We start from the raw sequence: 17,165 nt of genomic DNA, 5'->3' as shown, positions 1-17,165 counted from the left end.
AGAATACTCTTTAATCATAAACCAGTTACTTTAATCAATGGCAGGTTATTAATTTTCAGTGGTTTTATTATGGTATTTAGCTATTAGTACCGAAGTAAAAATGCCCATACATCAATATAAATCAGACCCACCTGAGGTAAAACTGATCCTACCTACGAACAATGGGCACCATCTTTACTGGATAGCGCCTTAGCCTATAGGGCGCTTCTATATCTATAAATGCACAAGGGGTAACGCAAATAGCGTCACCCCTTGGTTTTTCATTCCCACCAGCCAGCAATCACCTGCCCTATTACGGCTTCTGCTGAACCTCTTTCCACAGCTTCAAGGCCAGCAACACCAAACCACCCGCCCCTAGAACCAGCAGGAGCCAGAGCAGGCCTTTCTTCCACATGCTGGCCTCTTCTGCGGCATCCACCGCGCTCAAGCGCTCGGTGCCGCCCAGGGTCACTTGAGATTGCAACCCGGCCTGTGGCAATGCATCGGCATCTATCGCTTTACGCAGCTCTGCCGGGATCAGGCTATCTAAAGGGATCGCCTGAGGCTGGGCCGCTTTATTTCCCCACGCCAGCAGGAATGGTGTGGTTCCCTGGGCATTGAATATCAAGGTTTGGCTATCGCGCTCCGCCTTAACCTCTGGCAGCGAATCGCCCCATTGCTGGTTGATGCCTTTCAAACGAATACCCTGCACCAGTAAGCCATTCAGCGGGATTGCCTCTGCGGTGCGGCCATTCACCGAGAACACCACCTGCTTGGTCAGAGGGTGCCAATTGTCACTGGCTGCGCTGCGGTAATCGATCTCGAGTGGCAGCACCGTATTCCCTTGCGTCGGCCGAATGCTGATATTGTTCAAGGGCTGAGGATTCGGCCAGCTATATTCAGCCTCACTGGCCGAAATGGCTTTTTGGTTGAAGGTCAGGCCGATCCTTTGCTGTTCGGTGTGTCTGGAGGCCGCAATCCCCTGTACTGACTGGATCTTCAAATCAGGGGCCGTTTTGGCATCGTTGAACACCAATAGCAGATAACGAGGTCTGGAATAGTCATCAAGATCGATGGTATCCAACAGCAACCGATCGCTGCCGGAGACCAGATCCATCAAGGGCACATCCTCAGCGCTGCTCGACCAGTCTTTTAAATCGCTGCTATAAAACAGGCTAACGCGGGTCTGCCAATTCTCGGGCAGACGCTCCCAGGCCAGTTTCAGCTGGGTCAGGCGGGGATAGTTGCCCTCATGCTGCGGGATCTCCAGCAGATAGGTGTTCCCCATTGGCTTGTCACTATCCACTGGCAAGGTCACTTCAACACCACCTGCGGATTTTAACGAAATCACCTGCTGTTCCTGATTGGTGACCCTTTTACCCTTCATTGGGAACAGGCGCAGAGGGAAAGTCTGGCTATTCTCCTGAGTGGTGACGTTCGCGGCCAGCGCAAAGGGGACAGCCTGCCCCTGATTGTTGAACACCCGCACATCGCGCAGATCTGGCCAAACGCTCTCGGTATACACCGCCTCAGGCAGTTCAATACGGAAAAACGGCGCGCTGCCTTCAGTGGCTAGCGAGATGCCATAGGCGAAATCTTGCGGTTTTTCAGCCACCGGCTGCGCATTGGCTACACCAGCCAGACAAAGTGACCACAGCAGCAACCCGTTATTCAATTTTACTTTCATACATTCCCTCGTTCGCTTGCCACATTGGGTTCCTTACCGCGCACCGCTTTGGGTGGCAATGGGGAAAAATATCCCACGATCAACACCAGTATCGCCACGCCGATAAACGCGATGGCACGAGCCAATCCACCACCCCGGGCGCTATCCACCAGCATCAGTTTAACAATGACGATACCGAGCAACGCCGCACCGCCAAACCAGACCTCACGTTGTCCACGGCGGGTTGATAGCACCATGACGATCAGCGCTATCAGCATCCACAGCAAAGCGAAGGTGGTCTGTACCAGGCGCGAACCCCAGAGCGTATCGGCCCGCCAGGCAATATCGGCGTAATAGGCCAGCGCACGCAGGACCGCCCCATTGCCCCACCAGAAAAGCACCGCGATAGTAAACAGCGGCAGCGCCTGTTGCAGCAATGCGGCAAATTGCGGGTATTCCCGCCGGACAAACAGCCCCAGAGTCACCAGCGCCAAGAGTGCAAAACCAGCGCCCTCTTCTAACGGGTTCAACAGCGGCAAATAACGCCAGCCTAGACTGACCCCATCAAACACGTTGCCTACCAGCAACAGCAGCAGAGCCAACGCCGCCAATGGAGCCAAGGCAATTGCGCCATATAGCTGACGATGTTCGGCAAACGGCCAGCATCCTTTGCGCAGCGCACCATGTGTAGCCAGGATGATCAGGGAGAGGAAGCCCATTTGCAGGCCCAGTTGCCACTCATCCATGCCCCACGGCAAGCGCATCGTGCGCCAAAAGACTTCATAGCCCAACGCGAATACCACCATCCAGAACAGCGACAGATGTAATCCCTGCTGCAGGCGCAGTAACGGCAAGGTATCCGCTTCGCGCTTCAGCAACCAGTACGCCACCGGCAAGGCCAGCAACCAGACCAGATTCGGCCAGCCGAAGGACAATAAAGAATTAAAACCGACTAATTGGAACATCAGCATGGCCAACATACCCGGCCACAGCAGCCAAATGCTATAACGCAGTTCGAGCCAGGCCAGCCTTTGTGCCACCCAACGCCACAGCACTACGGATAGCGTCAACAAGGCCAACGCCAGGAAGGCTCCATAACCATAGTTGAGCGGCAATCGGCCAGCAAAACCGAGCAGGCAAACCAGCCAGAGCAGGATGCTGCCAGCCAGGAAGGAACGGCTGACAGCCTGTCTGAATGCGGCATCGCTCTCCAGATTGCGCCAGAGGAATGCCACCGCGAGCCAAGTTAATGCCAGTACGGCGAACACAAGCGTGAAGGAGAGCGTCGTCATTCCACCGCCAAGAGCGACCAGGGCAGAAGCCAAGGCCAGCACCAACAGACCAGAACCGCTGAGGCTCATGCGGATTTGCTTTTGCTCACGACCAAGCCACAGAATGCCCAGCCCTTCCAGCGCCCAAGCCATGGATGTCCACTCAGCAGACAGTGCCAATGGGATCGCCAGCGTAGTGAACACCCCGCCCAGCGCCAAACCGGAGACTGCCAACATACGGCCCAGGGATGGGTAGCGCTTCAATGCTGCCCAGGCCAGTAACAGGTAAGCCAAACCGAAGCCCAGCGCCGAGAACGCCGGGCCAAACTCCCAGTGGCGAACAATCAGATACTGCATGCCAAAACCGATTAACGGTGGGCCAAACAGCAGCGCGCCATCGATAATCTTCTCGCCAGGCAACTGTGCGCGCAGAGTCAAAGCCAGGCATAGCACGCCAAAAATCACGATATTGGCAATCAGGAACAGCTGGCAACCCAGATAGTATTCCGGCAGGTAGTTGTTGACCCCCCACAGCCCGGCAACGCCAAAGGAAAAAACAAAGCCCAGCAGGTTAAGTGGCCGCCACGGTTGCCAGACACTGATCGCCAAAATGCCCAACGAAAGCAGCAGGTAATAGGAGAATAGCGCGATATAACTGCCGCCACCGGTGGACAGCAACAGCGGTGAAAGGTAGCCACCAATGCTGGCAAGCATCGCCAGGCTGAGGGCGCGCTGCAATACGGCCAGCCCCACGCTGGCGGCGCAGATCACCAGCATCAGGCCAAATGCCAGCATATGTGGCAACAATTGATAAAGCCGGAAGGCACCAAATACGGTGATATAGAGCGCGCCAACCGCGCCCCCTTGCAGGATCAGGGCATACATCGTCTGTTTAACACGCAGACGCCAGCCAAACCACAGTAAAACGCCGCTCGCCACCGCCGCGCCCATTAACCTGAACTCAATAGGCAACATGTCGCGTTCAACGGTGTATTTCATCAGGTAGGCCAAACCGAAGAACAGCAGCAAGACCCCCAGCTTCGCCAACGGGTTGCCTTGCATAAACCAGCCCACCAGCCCGCTGAGCAGGTCGTTTTTCGGTTGCTGCGGCTTATCAATGGCGGGTTTATCAGAAACAGGTGGGTGAGGGATGGTTGTTACTGGTGCGGGTGGTTTTGGAACTGCAGACTCCCATGGCGATATAACCGAAGGGGGGGCGGCCATGTCAGCTGCGGGTTTAACGGTAGACTGTTGTACCGCATGCGCCGCAAAGTCATGCCTTGTCTTCGCAGCCACAGGTTGCGCCTGAGAAACGGGCGTTGGCGTTGGCCGCGATCTCCCGGTTTCCTCGAAGCGGAGATCATCCACCTGTTTTTGCAACTGGGTGATGGTCAGTGTCAGTTGGGCAATTTCCCGCTGGTTACGGTTGCCACGGCCAAGCGATACCACCACAGAAATGGGTAATACCACCAGGCACAGGAACAACGCCAAGCCAGCGATAAATATCAATCCATCCATGGTGCACCTTTAGATCATTTATCGTGGCATCAGTCTTACACCAAAACATAACCGCCGACAATGGATTGATACCGCCAACCCGGCTCAGGCTAATAAAATACCGTTAGCTTGGCGGCTGTTCTTCGGCTGATTCAGGCTGGTTTTTTCTCAGGCGTGGATATTTCCATAGCCAGCGCCCGCTGACCATACGCCAATAGAAGAAGACTCCGCGAACGGCCCAGTCCAAGAACATCCCCAGCCAGACACCCACCACGCCCATGCCAAGCACGATGCCCAGGATATAGCCGGCGACCACTCGACAGCCCCACATGCCCAACATCGTCACCCACATGGCAAACCGGACATCACGTGCGCCCTTCAACCCGGCAGGTAACACCCAGGACGCGGCCCAAATCGGCATAAACGCGGCGTTGAGCCAAATCAGGATTTTGACCACCTCTTTAACATCGTCTTCCTGGGTATAAAATGAGGCAAACAGCCCGGCAAAGGGGGCGGTTCCCCAGGCAATCACCGTCAGGCCAATCGTCGCCAGCCAAAAGACGTGCTTCATCTGCCGCTCGGCCTGAGCAATTTGCCCTTTCCCCAGACGCCTACCGACGATAATGGTCGAAGCAGATCCCAAGGCATTCCCCGGCAGGTTAATCAGGGCCGCGATAGAGAAAGCGATAAAGTTACCGGCGATGACGTTGGTCCCCATCCCTGCCACAAACATTTGTGTCAGCAGCTTGCCAGCGTTGAACAGCACCGATTCGATACTGGCGGGAATACCAATCCCCAGCACCTCACGCAGGATGCTGCTGTTGAGTGGCATAAAATAGCTTTTGAGCGTAATACGCAGCGCCGGATTAAAGCCCACCGCCAGAACGGCAATAATGGCGATCGCGCCGATATAGCGGGCAATGGTCAGCCCCAGCCCCGCGCCAACAAAACCCAGGCCTTGCCAGCTAAATACCCCATAAATCAGCGTACTGCTGATGAGGATGTTGAGGATATTCATACCGCCATTGATCAACAGCGGGATCTTGGTGTTACCCGCCCCACGCAGGGCGCCGCTACCAATCAGGGCGATGGCGGCTGCCGGATAGCTCCAGACGGTGGTTTGCAGATAAGAGAGCGCCAGCGCTTTGACTTCGGGCGTGGCTTCACCGGCGATCACGTTAATGATCTGTTGCCCGGCCAAATGGATCCCAACCGCCAGCAGCACCGCCAGCACGGTCATTAATACCAGCGACTGGCGTGCCGCCGCCCGCGCCCGTTTGCGATCGCGAGTGCCAAGGCTAAAGGCCACAACCACTGTAGTACCCAGATCCACCGCCGCGAAAAAGGCCATGATGACCATGTTGAAGCTGTCTGCCAGGCCAACGCCTGCCATCGACTCTTTGCCGAGCCAACTCACCAGGAAGGTGCTGAGGACCCCCATCAGCAGTACGCAGGTGTTCTCTAGAAAGATCGGTACTGCCAGTGGCGTGATTTCGCGCCAAAAAAGCACCCGATAGCTTTTTCGCTTGGCATACCAATGCGTCTTGGCAACGCGCTGGGGCAGTAGCCCGTGTAAGTTCAAGGTTGACCTGTAGCAAGGAAGTGAAACGTCGTTTCAAATGATGGTTTATCGGCGCTTATTCTGCAAGGCATTTTTTCGCTATCGGTATGAAACCGTGACAATGTGTTGATTAGGCCAAATCCAAATAAATGAATAAAAATGATTTTTTATGCTTGCTAAAAATAATAAATTAGCTAATTACCCATCCCCAAAAAATATTAATCAGTGGCCATGATGAACATAGCCACTCTTCACTAATTAATTATAACCTTCCGCCGTAATTTTAAGTTGTTCAGCATGTTGGTAGATATCATCCAATAATTCTATTGGATAACGAGTTTCTTTCTTATCAGAATCAAACAAACCGACATACAGCTGACTCCGATTAAAATGAAGTCTACAAATAGGCTTTCTATTGTTATCATCAAGTAATATACCGAAATAACTTTTAGTATCGCGATAAGTAATTCGACTTGGCTCAACAACAGTACGAATTATAGATTTAACGATATGAAAACCTTCAATCTCAATTTCAGTGGTTACTATACCATCATCATCTTCAACAGCGACTAACGCTTGCTCAACAATCTCGTCTTTAGGTTCGATTGCTAAAGGCTGCTGCTGAGCCCCACTAATTGCAGACTTAAGACGTTCATTTACCTGATCATTTAACCACTGACTGGACGCTTTTTTAGTCAAAGAGGTAAAGAGTTCACGTACTTTTAGTGTTAAAATTCCATCATAGACTCTGGACGCAAAGAATTTTACAAAATCTTCCTCAGGATTGTTAAACTGAGTTGAAATTATTTTCTTGATTTGGCTTACATACTTCAACTCACCAGCCGCATTTACTATTGACTCTACATCAAATGTTGACTTGGTTAGTTTGGCTATCTCAGGTACCACATTTTCATCAATATCCAACAAGTCTAGCTCAAGAAATGGCTTTTCATCCATTTTGTTAGGAGCATCAAGATCGGTGAAAAATTTATATATTTGCCCGTTAGTTAAAATGGATATCCTCGCATTGGTTACATGGAAATACCTAAACAATTGCGAAGCATGGTTAACGTTTAGCGGCTCACCAATCTTTTTACATTCAACAAGTATCTGAATCTCATTGTTTTTCAAAATGGCGTAGTCTATTTTCTCACCTTTTTTTATCCCAACATCACAGATAAACTCCGGAGTAACCTCCGTTGGGTCAAAAACATCATAACCAAGCACTTTATTAATGAATGGCATCACGAAAGCGCTTTTTGTAGCCTCTTCAGTTTGAATAACTACAGCCTGTTGTTTGATCTTAGCTGAAAGACTTTGTAGCTCGTCTAAAAGCTCCATAAAAAACCCTCCGTGTCAAATAGTTATAGTTTCTTCACGTTATCTAATTTATATAAAAAAACCGCTGTTGTCCTTTTTTATTTTCAGAATAAGACAGCGATCACTTAATTTCAAAAAGATACTAAAGCAATTAAATCAATTAGATTGTGAGTAATGCATAAATTCCACTAAAAACTGCTTTGTAAGTTATCAGATAAATCAATTAAACTTAAAATAATAAATTATAGGTACTATTTGAATGAGAATAATAAATAAATGATATTATATTTAGTCAAAATTAAATGAAACTCTATTTGACCTTGGCTTTATCGGAACATACAGCTCCCTTTGATACCTAACACTATCAACAGGAATTATCCCTTTGAGAAGGGCCGTACTTTTGAGTGACTGCGACGCAGAGAAAAATATCGCGCTATTGGTTTACCCCTTACCCCGTAACCAAACCAAATAACGCCCCGATCCCCGATGACACCCCCATGGCCAGTGCGCTCCAGAAGGTAATGCGCATCACTCCAGGGCCGATGGGTGCACCGCCCACTTTGGCCGAAACGCCCCCAAGCACCGCCAGTGAGACCAATGCTGAGCAGGCAATGGCGGGGATGGTCCATTCAGTTGTCGCGATGGCCGCTACACATAGCGGTAATATTGCCCCGGCAGCAAAACTCAATGCTGAAGCCCACGCGGCCTGTAAAGGACGCGCGGTGGTGATTTCTGAGATCCCCAGCTCATCACGCGCATGGGCGCCTAGCGCATCATGGTGCATCAGTTTTTCTGCCACTTGTTTAGCCAGAGCCAAATCAAGCCCACGATGGACATAAATCGAGGTTAACTCCCGGTGTTCACCCTGAAAATCGCTATTCAGCTCAGCTTGCTCTTCAGCCAGAGCGGCCTTTTCAGTATCAGCCTGGGAAGACACTGAAACATACTCACCGGTTGCCATCGACATCGCACCAGCCACCAAGCCAGCCACCCCGGTCAAGAGCAAACTTTGCTGAGTTACGTTAGCCGACGCTACGCCCAACAGCAGACTGGCGGTAGACACTATCCCGTCATTAGCCCCGAGAACGGCAGCCCGCAGCCAGCCTATTTTTTCCATGCTGTGTCGTTCCCGGTGCATTTTGTTTCCCTTTATTGACCCTAGTATCAAAGTTTATCGAGTCGTTGTTGAATGTCCTGATGGCGGCCTTTATCGGCTAATTCTCTGCCTGGGCGGGCAGGGGCCGCCAGTGCTTTCTGTAAATAGAGTTTGCCCTGTGCCTTATGCCCTTGATCTATCAGAAAGTCACCGTAGAAATAGTTGGGATCGATACCCGTTGGATTAATCTGTAAAGCCTGTTTCAACAACAGTTCAGCCTGCTTGTCATCACCAAAGCCAATGGGCCAGCCAGGAACCTGATAATAGAGGGCGCCAAGACTGGTATAGGCTGAGCCATCCAGCGCCTTGGCATCCAACTTTATTGCCAGTTCCAACTTCATTTTCGCCTCTTTAGCCAGTTCCAAAGCACCCAGCCCCCCTTTCTCACCGGCCCAACTACTCTTGACGATCGCAGACCAGATCAACAGGTCTGCGCGTGACCCGTTAGCTGCACTGGCTTTATCCGCAACGGCGCTGAGTTGTTCCAGACAGCTTTCTTTCTGTTTCGCCGCAACCTGATACTGGCAAACTGCCCATTGGTTCTGAATATCGGCCAAATCACTCTGGGCAACAGCGGTTGTACTACCAAAGAGCGTCAACACCAACAATAACTTTTTCATCGCGAGTCCTTCTTCTCAAGGGCAGCATTGGCATGGCGGGCAATAATATGCCGCTGTTTAGCCAGCGCTTTATCGACCACTGCAGGGAACAGTGCATTAAGTTTGACAAAGAACCGCTCTGGCCAACCCAGCCATCGTCGTTTTATCTGTTTGTCTAGTGCAACAATCACCTCATCAGCAACCCATTCAGCACTGTCACTTTTGGTGCCTAACTCGGCATTCATGGCATTAACAGCCGCAGAGTTAAGCGTGGTTTGTGTCGCCCGGGGGGCAAAATAGAGCACGTTAATGGATGAACCGGCAAGTTCTCTGCCGAGTGCTTCACTAAAACCGCGCAGCGCGAACTTGCTCGCGCAATACACGCTATATCCGGCATAACCAATGCTGCCAAAGCTGGAACCGATATTCATAATGATGCCGGGCCGGTCTATATAAGGCAGTAAAGCCCGAGTCAATAATATTGGAGCCTGAATATTTACAGCTAACTGCTGCATTATTTGTTGTTCGCTTTGATCCTCAAGCCAGGCAAAATGATTGGCCCCGGCATTGTTGATCAGGATATCAATACGCTGTTGTTGGCAAAGCAGCTCAACTTGCTGTGTCAATTGCGTGAAATCGACAAGATCGGCGATCCAAACCTGATGTTTTTCCGGGTGGGGCAATGTGTTAAGCAGCGCGGTGAGCGCCGTTTCATTACGCCCATGCAGTATCAGACAAGCCCCCTGCTTTGCCAAGGCATGAGCCAGTGCCTGGCCAATACCGCCACTGGCACCGGTAAGCAAAATACGGCTGTTGTCGAGCCTCATTGTGCTGGCTCCATCAGGCCACGCAGCATGTCGCCATAAAGTTGGTAGACCACTTTGGCAGTATGGATAATCGCGGCACGATCTTCGCTCTTTTCCACCTGGTCCATTAATGATGCAAAAAAGGCCAGATGTTCTTTATCCAGTTCCCCATGCGAGCTGAGGTAACTCATGGCTTTCTCTGGTAATCCCAGTCCCTGTTTAAGCTGCTCGGCAACGGTGGTGGCAATGGCGACGCTGGTGCCCTCAAGGACATGCACCATACCGAAAATACCCATAGGGTTGAGGCGAGAGACGTGATCGTAGAGGAACGCAATCATCAACTCGATTGCCAATACCGGCTGGCCATGACGAACCGCTTCGGCATCCCCGCCACACGTCCTGATATCATTTAATATCCATTCCTGATGGCCATACTCTTCATCAATATATTCGGCAATGGCTCCGCGAACCCATTCATATTCTGAGTTCATCCGGCCGCCCGCTGTCATCAATAAAGGCACGGTATGGCTGACATGATAAAAAGCCTGTGTCAAAAAGGCGATATACATTTCGGCATTAATATTTCCGCAGCGGCAAGCTTCTATGACCGGGGCGGAAAGGAGCTTCTCTCTGTCCACCGCCGTCTCTCGCTGTAACAATTGATAAAAACTCATGTGATATCTCCCGCGATTAACTGATGAATACGTGTGTGATAGGTGGACAAAATCTGCTGTCTTTTCGGGCGCCCATTGGTGGTTAATAAACCGTTTTCAACCGTTAACGGTGCCAAAAAATAATGATGGATCCGTGCATAGTCAGGTAACCGTCCATTAAGTTGAGATAGCTGCTCGGCAAGGCTACTTTCATAACCGGCTGTCACTTGGATCAGCGCAACATTTACGGGTAAACCATCACCAAAGATGACCATGCGGGATATTGCTGGAAAAAGCTGAGCCTCTGCCTCGATCCATTCCGGTGAAAAATTTCGGCCAAAGGCGGTGATCTGAATATTCTTTTTGCGGCCGGTGATATGAAGGAAGCCTTGGGCATCAAAATGGCCGAGATCGCCGGTTGCTACCGGGGATCTTGCAGCAGGTTCCCCCAGATATCCCAGCATTGTCGCGCCAGAAATCAAGATCTCCCCATCCGGTGCGATGGTTATCCGGCAGTGCGGTAACGGTTCACCCACCGAGCCAGGCAATGCACGCCCTGGCGCATTGAGGGCAACAACCGAGCCGCATTCTGATAAGCCATACCCTTCAAAAACCGGCAAACCCAACTGATGCGATTTAACCACTAAATCCGCAGCAACCTTACCCCCGCCGACGGCAACAAAACGCAGGCTCTCCGCCAACTCTGGGTTGTGGGTGCACAACATGACGAATAGACGCAGCAATTCAGGTACCAATACCAGACTGTGCGGCCGCCATTGAGTAATGGCTTGGGCAAGGATCTGAGCGGAAAACTGGCTAGAGCCTGTCAATCCCACTTCCGCCAGCGAGGGGATACGGCTACATACGCCACTTAGCAACGGAACATACAGCCCGGTAATGTTTTCAAGCAAGGTCGACAGTGGCAGCAATGTCAGATGCTGCTGTATGTTTGCCGCAGCAACCCGCTCGGCAAGCGCCAGACTGACCTGCATCAAGTGCTCCTGACTCAAACATACCCCTTTGGGATGCCCGGTTGTCCCTGATGTATAGGTGATTTTGGCTGTATTAGCGGGTAATTCAGCAACAGATAGTGGCTGCCGACGTTGCAAAGGGTAATCAAGGAAAGGGGTCGTTATCCACCCTTGCCGGGCAGGCCCAATCAAGGCATCGGCACCGCTACTTTCCAACAACCAGTCTTGTTGTTCGGCACTGAAAAAAACGGGCACCGGTATAATGACAATATTGGCTAACAAGCAAGCCAGATCGATCATGGCCCACTCCAGGCCGTTATTCAAAAACAGGGCCAGCCGCGATATTTTCTCATTACTGAGTCGCTCGGCCAGAGAGGTGGTTTGCCGCAATAAATCAGCGTAGCTGATGCTCTGCTGACTATCACATAACGCAGGGCGAGAGCCATCTGTGACCGCGATGTGTTCAATTCGCTCAAAAAGGATCATAGCTGCACGCTCATTTGCACGGGAAAGATATCCGGCATGGGGCCAAACAATGAAAGCAATAAGCTGGTTTCACTCAGAATTTGGCGGCCTTGTTTAAGATCGCCAACCATGACACAGGGCTGCCCCTGATAATATTCTCCCCAGGCCTGGGCATCTTCACCCATTCGATCCGGCAATGCAGGGACGAGTTCCAGAGGGGTCAGGTGCAACCGGTGGAAGATATTTCTCAACTTTTTGGTCCCGGTAAATGCCACGTATTCGAATTGGTTTTCGTAGAGTAGCCGGCAAATCGCCGCAAACATGATCCGGGCATTTCCGGATTCAGAACAGGCAAAGTTTCCTATTTCAACCAGACGGTTACGTGGCAAGATTATTCCCGTCTGCGCGACAGCCACCTCTTCAATCGGCGCATCCAGATAACGCTCAAGGTACAGCACCGAGTTGTCAGCACGGTTCAGACCACAGGCACCAACCAGAACGCCATCAGCGCGGTACATGCCTAACAGATAAGGCAGGAAGTGAGGAATGAGCGCATTAAACTGCCGACCATATTCGTGCTGTATATAAGCCTGTAATAAGGCCCTGTGCTCATGGTCCTCAGCAAACGACAGCTGGTACGGTGCCTGGATATGCATACTCATCATCGCGCCCCTCTGACTGATAATGAGCAGTGTAGCGATGCAAGCTTAAGAAAGAGTTAAGGCGGAGAGAGCACAGCCCCCTATTTAAAACCCAACGCCATCAAGCAAGCTGACTGCTTTATACACTATTTCCCTTCACCGTTAACCTCAGGTAGTATCACCATAAACTGTATAAAAAAACAGGTAACAACATGCAACCCTTACTGCTGCATTCCGCCAAGATTTCCCGTGATCAATTCCGTGGTGAAACCATCACCAACGGCAAGTTTCTGAACTGCGATTTCTCCGGCACCGATCTGACTGATACCCAGTTTATCGGCTGTGTTTTCTATGATGAAGAGACCCAGCTCGGGTGTAACTTCAGCCGCGCGGTGTTGAAAGATGCCAGCTTTAAAAGCTGCGATCTCTCACTGGCCGATTTCAGAAATACCCAGGCCCTCGGCCTGGAGATCCGCGAATGCAAGGCACAGGGGGCTGATTTCCGTGGTGCCAGCTTTATGAACATGATTTCGCAGCGCAGCTATTTTTGCAGCGCCTTTATCATCAAAAGCAATCTGAGCTACAGCAACTTCTCCAAGGTGGTACTGGAGAAATGTGAGCTGTGGGAAAACCGCTGGAGTGGCGCTAACGTGTTGGGAGCCAGCTTTATTGGCTCTGATCTGTCCGGCGGGGAGTTCAACCAGTTTGACTGGCGGGCCGCCACCTTCAACCACTGCAATCTGACCGGCGCAGAGCTGGGGGAGATGGATATCCGCCAGGTTGATCTGGAGGGAGTACAGCTGGATAGCCAGCAGGTCGTTGGGTTAATCGATCGGCTGGGGATAATCCTGGTCAGTGACTCCTGATTACCAGCCGCCATCACGGTGCCTAATACGCCATTACGATTAATCATCGGCCATCGCCTTGATTTTATTGCGTCCTTCGCCAATGATTCCAAATACCTTTCCCATCCTCAAGGATCCGTATGAACCCATCGGCCACTGTTCTCTACGCTGATAGCGACTTTTTCAGCCCCTATGCCATGTCGACCTTTGTGGCGCTCACGGAGAAAGGCATGCCGTTTACCGTCAAGCCGGTGGATCTTTCACTGGGGGAACAGCAAAGCCAGGCCTACGGCAGCCTGTCATTAACGCTGCGGGTGCCGACGTTGGTGATGGGTAGCTTCCAGCTTTCCGAGTCTTCCGCCATTGAGGAATATTTGGAAGAACTCCACCCAGCTCATCCGCTCTACCCGCGTGACATCAAACAGCGCGCCAAAGCCCGTGAAATCCAGGCCTGGTTGCGTAGCGATCTGTTGCCGTTGCGGGCCGAACGCCCAACCGAGGTAATTTTCAGTGCGGGTAAATTTGCCCCATTGAGTACGGATGCCCAACGGGCAGCCAACAAACTGCTGACTGCGGCGCAAAAGTTGCTGAGCCACGGCCAGGATCATCTGTTCCACGAATGGTGTATCGCCGATACCGATCTGGCCCTGATGCTCAACCGGCTGGTGATACACGGCGATCAAGTACCGGAGCCGCTGCGCCACTATGCACAAAAACAGTGGCAGCGCCCATCGGTGCAGGCGTGGTTGGCATTACCAGAGAAAATGCGGAGCTAAAAAAACCGGCGGCCACGACGCCGCCGTTCTCAACGGTGAGAAACATCACTTCTTGCTCGGAGGAAACGCTCCCCAGCGTAGGCCACCGGGGAGCGTTCAAGTCTTGAGGGTTAACAGCTCACGTCAATACACAGGTATTTCAGTTCCAGATACTCTTCGATGCCGTAGCGGGAGCCTTCACGCCCCAGCCCAGACTGTTTGATACCGCCGAAAGGCGCTACCTCGTTGGAGATCAAACCGGTATTGATGCCCACCATGCCGTATTCCAACGCCTCCGGCACCCGCCATTGACGGGCGGCGTTTTGCGTGAACAGGTAAGCGGCCAGACCAAATTCGGTATCGTTGGCCATCGCGATAGCTTCTGCTTCGTCATGGAAACGGAACAGCGGTGCAACCGGGCCAAAGGTTTCTTCTTTGGCAAAGCGCATCTGCTGGGTCACTCCGGTAACCACCGTCGGCTGGAAGAAGGTACGGCCCAACGCATGCGGCTGCCCACCGGTCGCGATCTGCGCCCCTTTGATCAGCGCATCATCAATGTGGCTCTGCACTTTTTCTATCGCAGCCTCATCGATCAGCGGCCCCTGCGTCGTCCCTTCCTGTGTGCCATCACCGACTTTCAGTTGTTCAACCGCGGCCACCAGCTTATCCACCAGGCGATCGTAGATGCCGTCCTGCACGTAAATACGGTTGGCACAAACGCAGGTCTGCCCGCTGTTGCGGAATTTGGAGGCCATGATCCCGGCAACGGCCGCGTCCAGATTCGCATCGTCAAACACAATCACTGGTGCGTTGCCGCCCAGTTCCAACGAAAGCTTTTTAATGGTTGGCGCACATTGCGCCATCAGGATGCGCCCAACCTCGGTCGAGCCGGTAAAGCTCAGCTTGCGTACTACCGGGCTGTCACACAGCACTTTACCCACCTGAGCCGCTTCGCCGGTTACTACTTGCAATACGCCTGCGGGAATACCGGCATCCTGCGCCAGTTTCGCCAATGCCAATGCCGTCAGCGGTGTTTGCTCAGCCGGTTTGACGATCATGGTGCAGCCTGCTGCCAACGCTGGGGCCGCCTTACGGGTGATCATCGCTGCTGGGAAGTTCCACGGCGTGATCGCCGCGCAGACGCCGATAGGTTGTTTCACCACAACCAGACGTTGCGAAGCCTGTGGTGCCTGTAATACGGCGCCGTCTACACGCTTGGCTTCCTCGGCGAACCAGGTAATAAACGAGGCAGCATAGGCCACTTCGCCACGCGCTTCCGCCAGCGATTTACCCTGCTCAGCGGTCATCAGCTGCGCCAGATCGTCCTGAGCCGCCATGATTTTATCGGCCCAGGCCAGCAACAATACGGAACGCTGCTTGGCGGTCTGTTGCTTCCAGCCGATTTGTGCCTGCTGCGCGGCGTTAATTGCCTGCTGGGTTTCCTCTGCGCTCACCAGAGGCACCGTTGTCAGCTCCACTCCGTTGGCCGGGTTGATCACGGCTTCACGTTTGCCGCTGCGCGCATCACACCACTCGCCGTTAATCAGGCATTGGCTACGCAGCAGATCGGGGTTTTGCAGTTTCATGAATATTGCTCCTTATTGGGCCAGCGCGCGGGAAAGGATTGCCAGCGCCTGGTTAAACTGGGCATCAGGAATGGTCAGCGGGTACAGGAAACGGATCACGTTACCGTTCACCCCACAGCTGAGTAGCAACAGTCCTGCTTCCTGGGCTTTTTGCTGTACCTGACGGGTAAACTCCGGCGACGGTTTACCGGTTGCCGGGTCGTTGAACTCTACTGCCACCATGGAACCCAGCGCGCGAATATCCACAATCGCCGGGCAGTGGCTACGTGCCTGTTGCAGCACTTCAACCAAATGTTGCCCCAAACGCTGGGAGCGTTGGCACAGTTGTTCTTCTTCAATCACGTCCAATACCGCCAGCGCGGCAGCAACGGCTAATGGGTTACCGGCGTAGGTACCACCAAGGCCACCAGGGGCCGGGGCATCCATCACTTCAGCACGGCCCGCCACGGCAGACAACGGCATACCACCAGCCAGGCTCTTCGCCATGGTGATCAGGTCCGGTTTCACCGCATAGTGGTCCATCGCAAACAGCTTGCCGGTACGAGCAAAGCCGGTCTGCACCTCATCGGCGATCAGCAGGATACCGTGTTGGTCACACAGCGTACGCAGCGCCTGCATGAATTCTGCCGGAGCCACGTTAAAGCCCCCTTCCCCCTGCACCGGCTCCAGTACAATCGCGGCAACCTGCTTAGGATCGATATCGGCCTTAAAGATGCGTTCCAGGCTATTCATGGCATCTTCGGTGCTGACACCATATAGCGCATTCGGATACTGGCCATGGAACACGGAGCCAGGGAACGGGCCAAAGCCCAACTTGTAAGGGGCCACTTTACCCGTCAGTGCCATGGTCATATAGGTACGGCCATGGAATCCGCCGCCAAAGGTGATCAGGCCTGGGCGCCCGGTGTAAGCACGAGCGATCTTCACCGCGTTCTCTACCGCTTCTGCGCCAGTGGTGAAGAAGGCGGTTTTACAGGTGCCTTCGATCGGAGCACGTTGGTTGATGCGCTCTGCCAGCAAAATATAGCTTTCATAAGGCACGATCTGGTATGCCGTATGGGTAAACGCCTGAAGCTGCTTTTCAATGGCGGCGATCACCTTGGGATGACGGTGGCCGGTATTGAGCACCGCAATGCCCGAGGCAAAGTCGATCACCTCATTGCCTTCCACATCCCACAGGGTGGCATTTTCTGCACGCTCGGCGTAAAAACCACACATCACGCCAATCCCTCTTGGGGTAGCGGCCAGACGACGTTGATTCAGTTCTGCGTTTTTCATGCTGTTCTCTCCGGGCGGGACCAGTTATCGGTTTTGTTCACAAACGTGAAACATTGCGTTTATTTACACCGGATGTGGCCCTATAATCGAGTGCCAGTTACGATTAATTGAGGGAT

Annotated in this window: 14 protein-coding genes; 2 read left to right on the top strand and 12 right to left on the bottom strand. The window is 52.5% G+C overall.

What is annotated here, in order from left to right:
- Positions 1 to 292 precede the first annotated feature (292 nt).
- The 10 genes from N6G83_RS42680 to N6G83_RS42635 all read right to left on the bottom strand — a co-directional run bounded on the left by N6G83_RS42680 (position 293) and on the right by N6G83_RS42635 (position 12,609).
- Positions 293 to 1,666 carry a DUF3999 family protein gene (locus N6G83_RS42680; protein ID WP_211134482.1) on the bottom strand — a complete coding sequence of 458 codons (1,374 nt, stop codon included), beginning with the start codon at positions 1,664 to 1,666 and terminating at the stop codon, positions 293 to 295.
- Positions 1,663 to 4,434, bottom strand: coding sequence for a DUF2339 domain-containing protein (locus N6G83_RS42675; protein WP_211134481.1), 2,772 nt, complete (start codon positions 4,432 to 4,434; stop codon positions 1,663 to 1,665). Before N6G83_RS42675 ends, N6G83_RS42680 begins: the two co-directional genes overlap by 4 nt.
- Before the next feature lie 103 nt (positions 4,435 to 4,537).
- Positions 4,538 to 5,995: an EmmdR/YeeO family multidrug/toxin efflux MATE transporter gene (locus N6G83_RS42670; protein ID WP_211134480.1), complete on the bottom strand. Its 1,458-nt coding sequence runs from the start codon at positions 5,993 to 5,995 to the stop codon at positions 4,538 to 4,540.
- A 237-nt stretch (positions 5,996 to 6,232) separates the two neighbouring features.
- Entirely contained in the window at positions 6,233 to 7,315 is a 1,083-nt protein-coding gene (locus N6G83_RS42665; protein ID WP_065684707.1) for a type I restriction endonuclease, read from the bottom strand.
- Between the two features lie 427 nt (positions 7,316 to 7,742).
- Positions 7,743 to 8,432 (bottom strand): VIT family protein, encoded by a 690-nt coding sequence (locus N6G83_RS42660; RefSeq protein ID WP_065684708.1) that lies wholly within the window; start codon positions 8,430 to 8,432, stop codon positions 7,743 to 7,745.
- Between the two features lie 26 nt (positions 8,433 to 8,458).
- Positions 8,459 to 9,070 (bottom strand): tetratricopeptide repeat protein, encoded by a 612-nt coding sequence (locus N6G83_RS42655; protein ID WP_173408649.1) that lies wholly within the window; start codon positions 9,068 to 9,070, stop codon positions 8,459 to 8,461.
- A complete protein-coding gene (locus tag N6G83_RS42650) occupies positions 9,067 to 9,876 on the bottom strand; it encodes an SDR family oxidoreductase (RefSeq protein WP_211134628.1) in 810 nt (269 codons plus the stop codon). The genes N6G83_RS42655 and N6G83_RS42650 overlap by 4 nt, the downstream gene beginning before the upstream one ends.
- Entirely contained in the window at positions 9,873 to 10,529 is a 657-nt protein-coding gene (locus N6G83_RS42645) for a TenA family transcriptional regulator (RefSeq protein ID WP_021180630.1), read from the bottom strand. Before N6G83_RS42645 ends, N6G83_RS42650 begins: the two co-directional genes overlap by 4 nt.
- A complete protein-coding gene (locus N6G83_RS42640; RefSeq protein ID WP_211134627.1) occupies positions 10,526 to 11,965 on the bottom strand; it encodes an AMP-dependent synthetase/ligase in 1,440 nt (479 codons plus the stop codon). Before N6G83_RS42640 ends, N6G83_RS42645 begins: the two co-directional genes overlap by 4 nt.
- Positions 11,962 to 12,609 (bottom strand): thermostable hemolysin, encoded by a 648-nt coding sequence (locus tag N6G83_RS42635; RefSeq protein ID WP_282440790.1) that lies wholly within the window; start codon positions 12,607 to 12,609, stop codon positions 11,962 to 11,964. The genes N6G83_RS42640 and N6G83_RS42635 overlap by 4 nt, the downstream gene beginning before the upstream one ends.
- A gap of 188 nt (positions 12,610 to 12,797) precedes the next feature.
- On the opposite strand from N6G83_RS42635, the gene N6G83_RS42630 reads away from it, so the two are divergent.
- A complete protein-coding gene (locus tag N6G83_RS42630) occupies positions 12,798 to 13,451 on the top strand; it encodes a Qnr family pentapeptide repeat protein (RefSeq protein ID WP_074031196.1) in 654 nt (217 codons plus the stop codon).
- A gap of 119 nt (positions 13,452 to 13,570) precedes the next feature.
- Complete coding sequence (yfcF, locus tag N6G83_RS42625; protein ID WP_211134626.1) at positions 13,571 to 14,206, top strand: glutathione transferase; 636 nt, start codon at positions 13,571 to 13,573, stop codon at positions 14,204 to 14,206.
- 110 nt (positions 14,207 to 14,316) lie between these two features.
- Here yfcF and N6G83_RS42620 read toward each other — a convergent pair whose 3' ends face one another.
- Positions 14,317 to 15,771, bottom strand: a complete 1,455-nt coding sequence (locus tag N6G83_RS42620) for an NAD-dependent succinate-semialdehyde dehydrogenase (RefSeq protein WP_211134625.1) — start codon at positions 15,769 to 15,771, stop codon at positions 14,317 to 14,319.
- A 12-nt stretch (positions 15,772 to 15,783) separates the two neighbouring features.
- Complete coding sequence (locus tag N6G83_RS42615; RefSeq protein ID WP_074031193.1) at positions 15,784 to 17,049, bottom strand: 4-aminobutyrate--2-oxoglutarate transaminase; 1,266 nt, start codon at positions 17,047 to 17,049, stop codon at positions 15,784 to 15,786.
- Between the last annotated feature and the right edge of the window lie 116 nt (positions 17,050 to 17,165).

Source organism: Serratia sp. PL7, assembly GCF_945957435.1.
This window is presented reverse-complemented; position numbering and strand designations above follow the sequence as displayed.

Bases quoted from the DNA above. Each gene is read 5' to 3' on its own strand.
- N6G83_RS42680 (WP_211134482.1), bottom strand. From the start codon at position 1,666: ATGAAAGTAAAATTGAATAACGGGTTGCTGCTGTGGTCACTTTGTCTG.
- N6G83_RS42675 (WP_211134481.1), bottom strand. From the start codon at position 4,434: ATGGATGGATTGATATTTATCGCTGGCTTGGCGTTGTTCCTGTGCCTG.
- N6G83_RS42665 (WP_065684707.1), bottom strand. From the start codon at position 7,315: ATGGAGCTTTTAGACGAGCTACAAAGTCTTTCAGCTAAGATCAAACAA.
- N6G83_RS42660 (WP_065684708.1), bottom strand. From the start codon at position 8,432: ATGCACCGGGAACGACACAGCATGGAAAAAATAGGCTGGCTGCGGGCT.
- N6G83_RS42655 (WP_173408649.1), bottom strand. From the start codon at position 9,070: ATGAAAAAGTTATTGTTGGTGTTGACGCTCTTTGGTAGTACAACCGCT.
- N6G83_RS42650 (WP_211134628.1), bottom strand. From the start codon at position 9,876: ATGAGGCTCGACAACAGCCGTATTTTGCTTACCGGTGCCAGTGGCGGT.
- N6G83_RS42645 (WP_021180630.1), bottom strand. From the start codon at position 10,529: ATGAGTTTTTATCAATTGTTACAGCGAGAGACGGCGGTGGACAGAGAG.
- N6G83_RS42640 (WP_211134627.1), bottom strand. From the start codon at position 11,965: ATGATCCTTTTTGAGCGAATTGAACACATCGCGGTCACAGATGGCTCT.
- N6G83_RS42635 (WP_282440790.1), bottom strand. From the start codon at position 12,609: ATGATGAGTATGCATATCCAGGCACCGTACCAGCTGTCGTTTGCTGAG.
- N6G83_RS42630 (WP_074031196.1), top strand. From the start codon at position 12,798: ATGCAACCCTTACTGCTGCATTCCGCCAAGATTTCCCGTGATCAATTC.
- yfcF (WP_211134626.1), top strand. From the start codon at position 13,571: ATGAACCCATCGGCCACTGTTCTCTACGCTGATAGCGACTTTTTCAGC.
- N6G83_RS42620 (WP_211134625.1), bottom strand. From the start codon at position 15,771: ATGAAACTGCAAAACCCCGATCTGCTGCGTAGCCAATGCCTGATTAAC.
- N6G83_RS42615 (WP_074031193.1), bottom strand. From the start codon at position 17,049: ATGAAAAACGCAGAACTGAATCAACGTCGTCTGGCCGCTACCCCAAGA.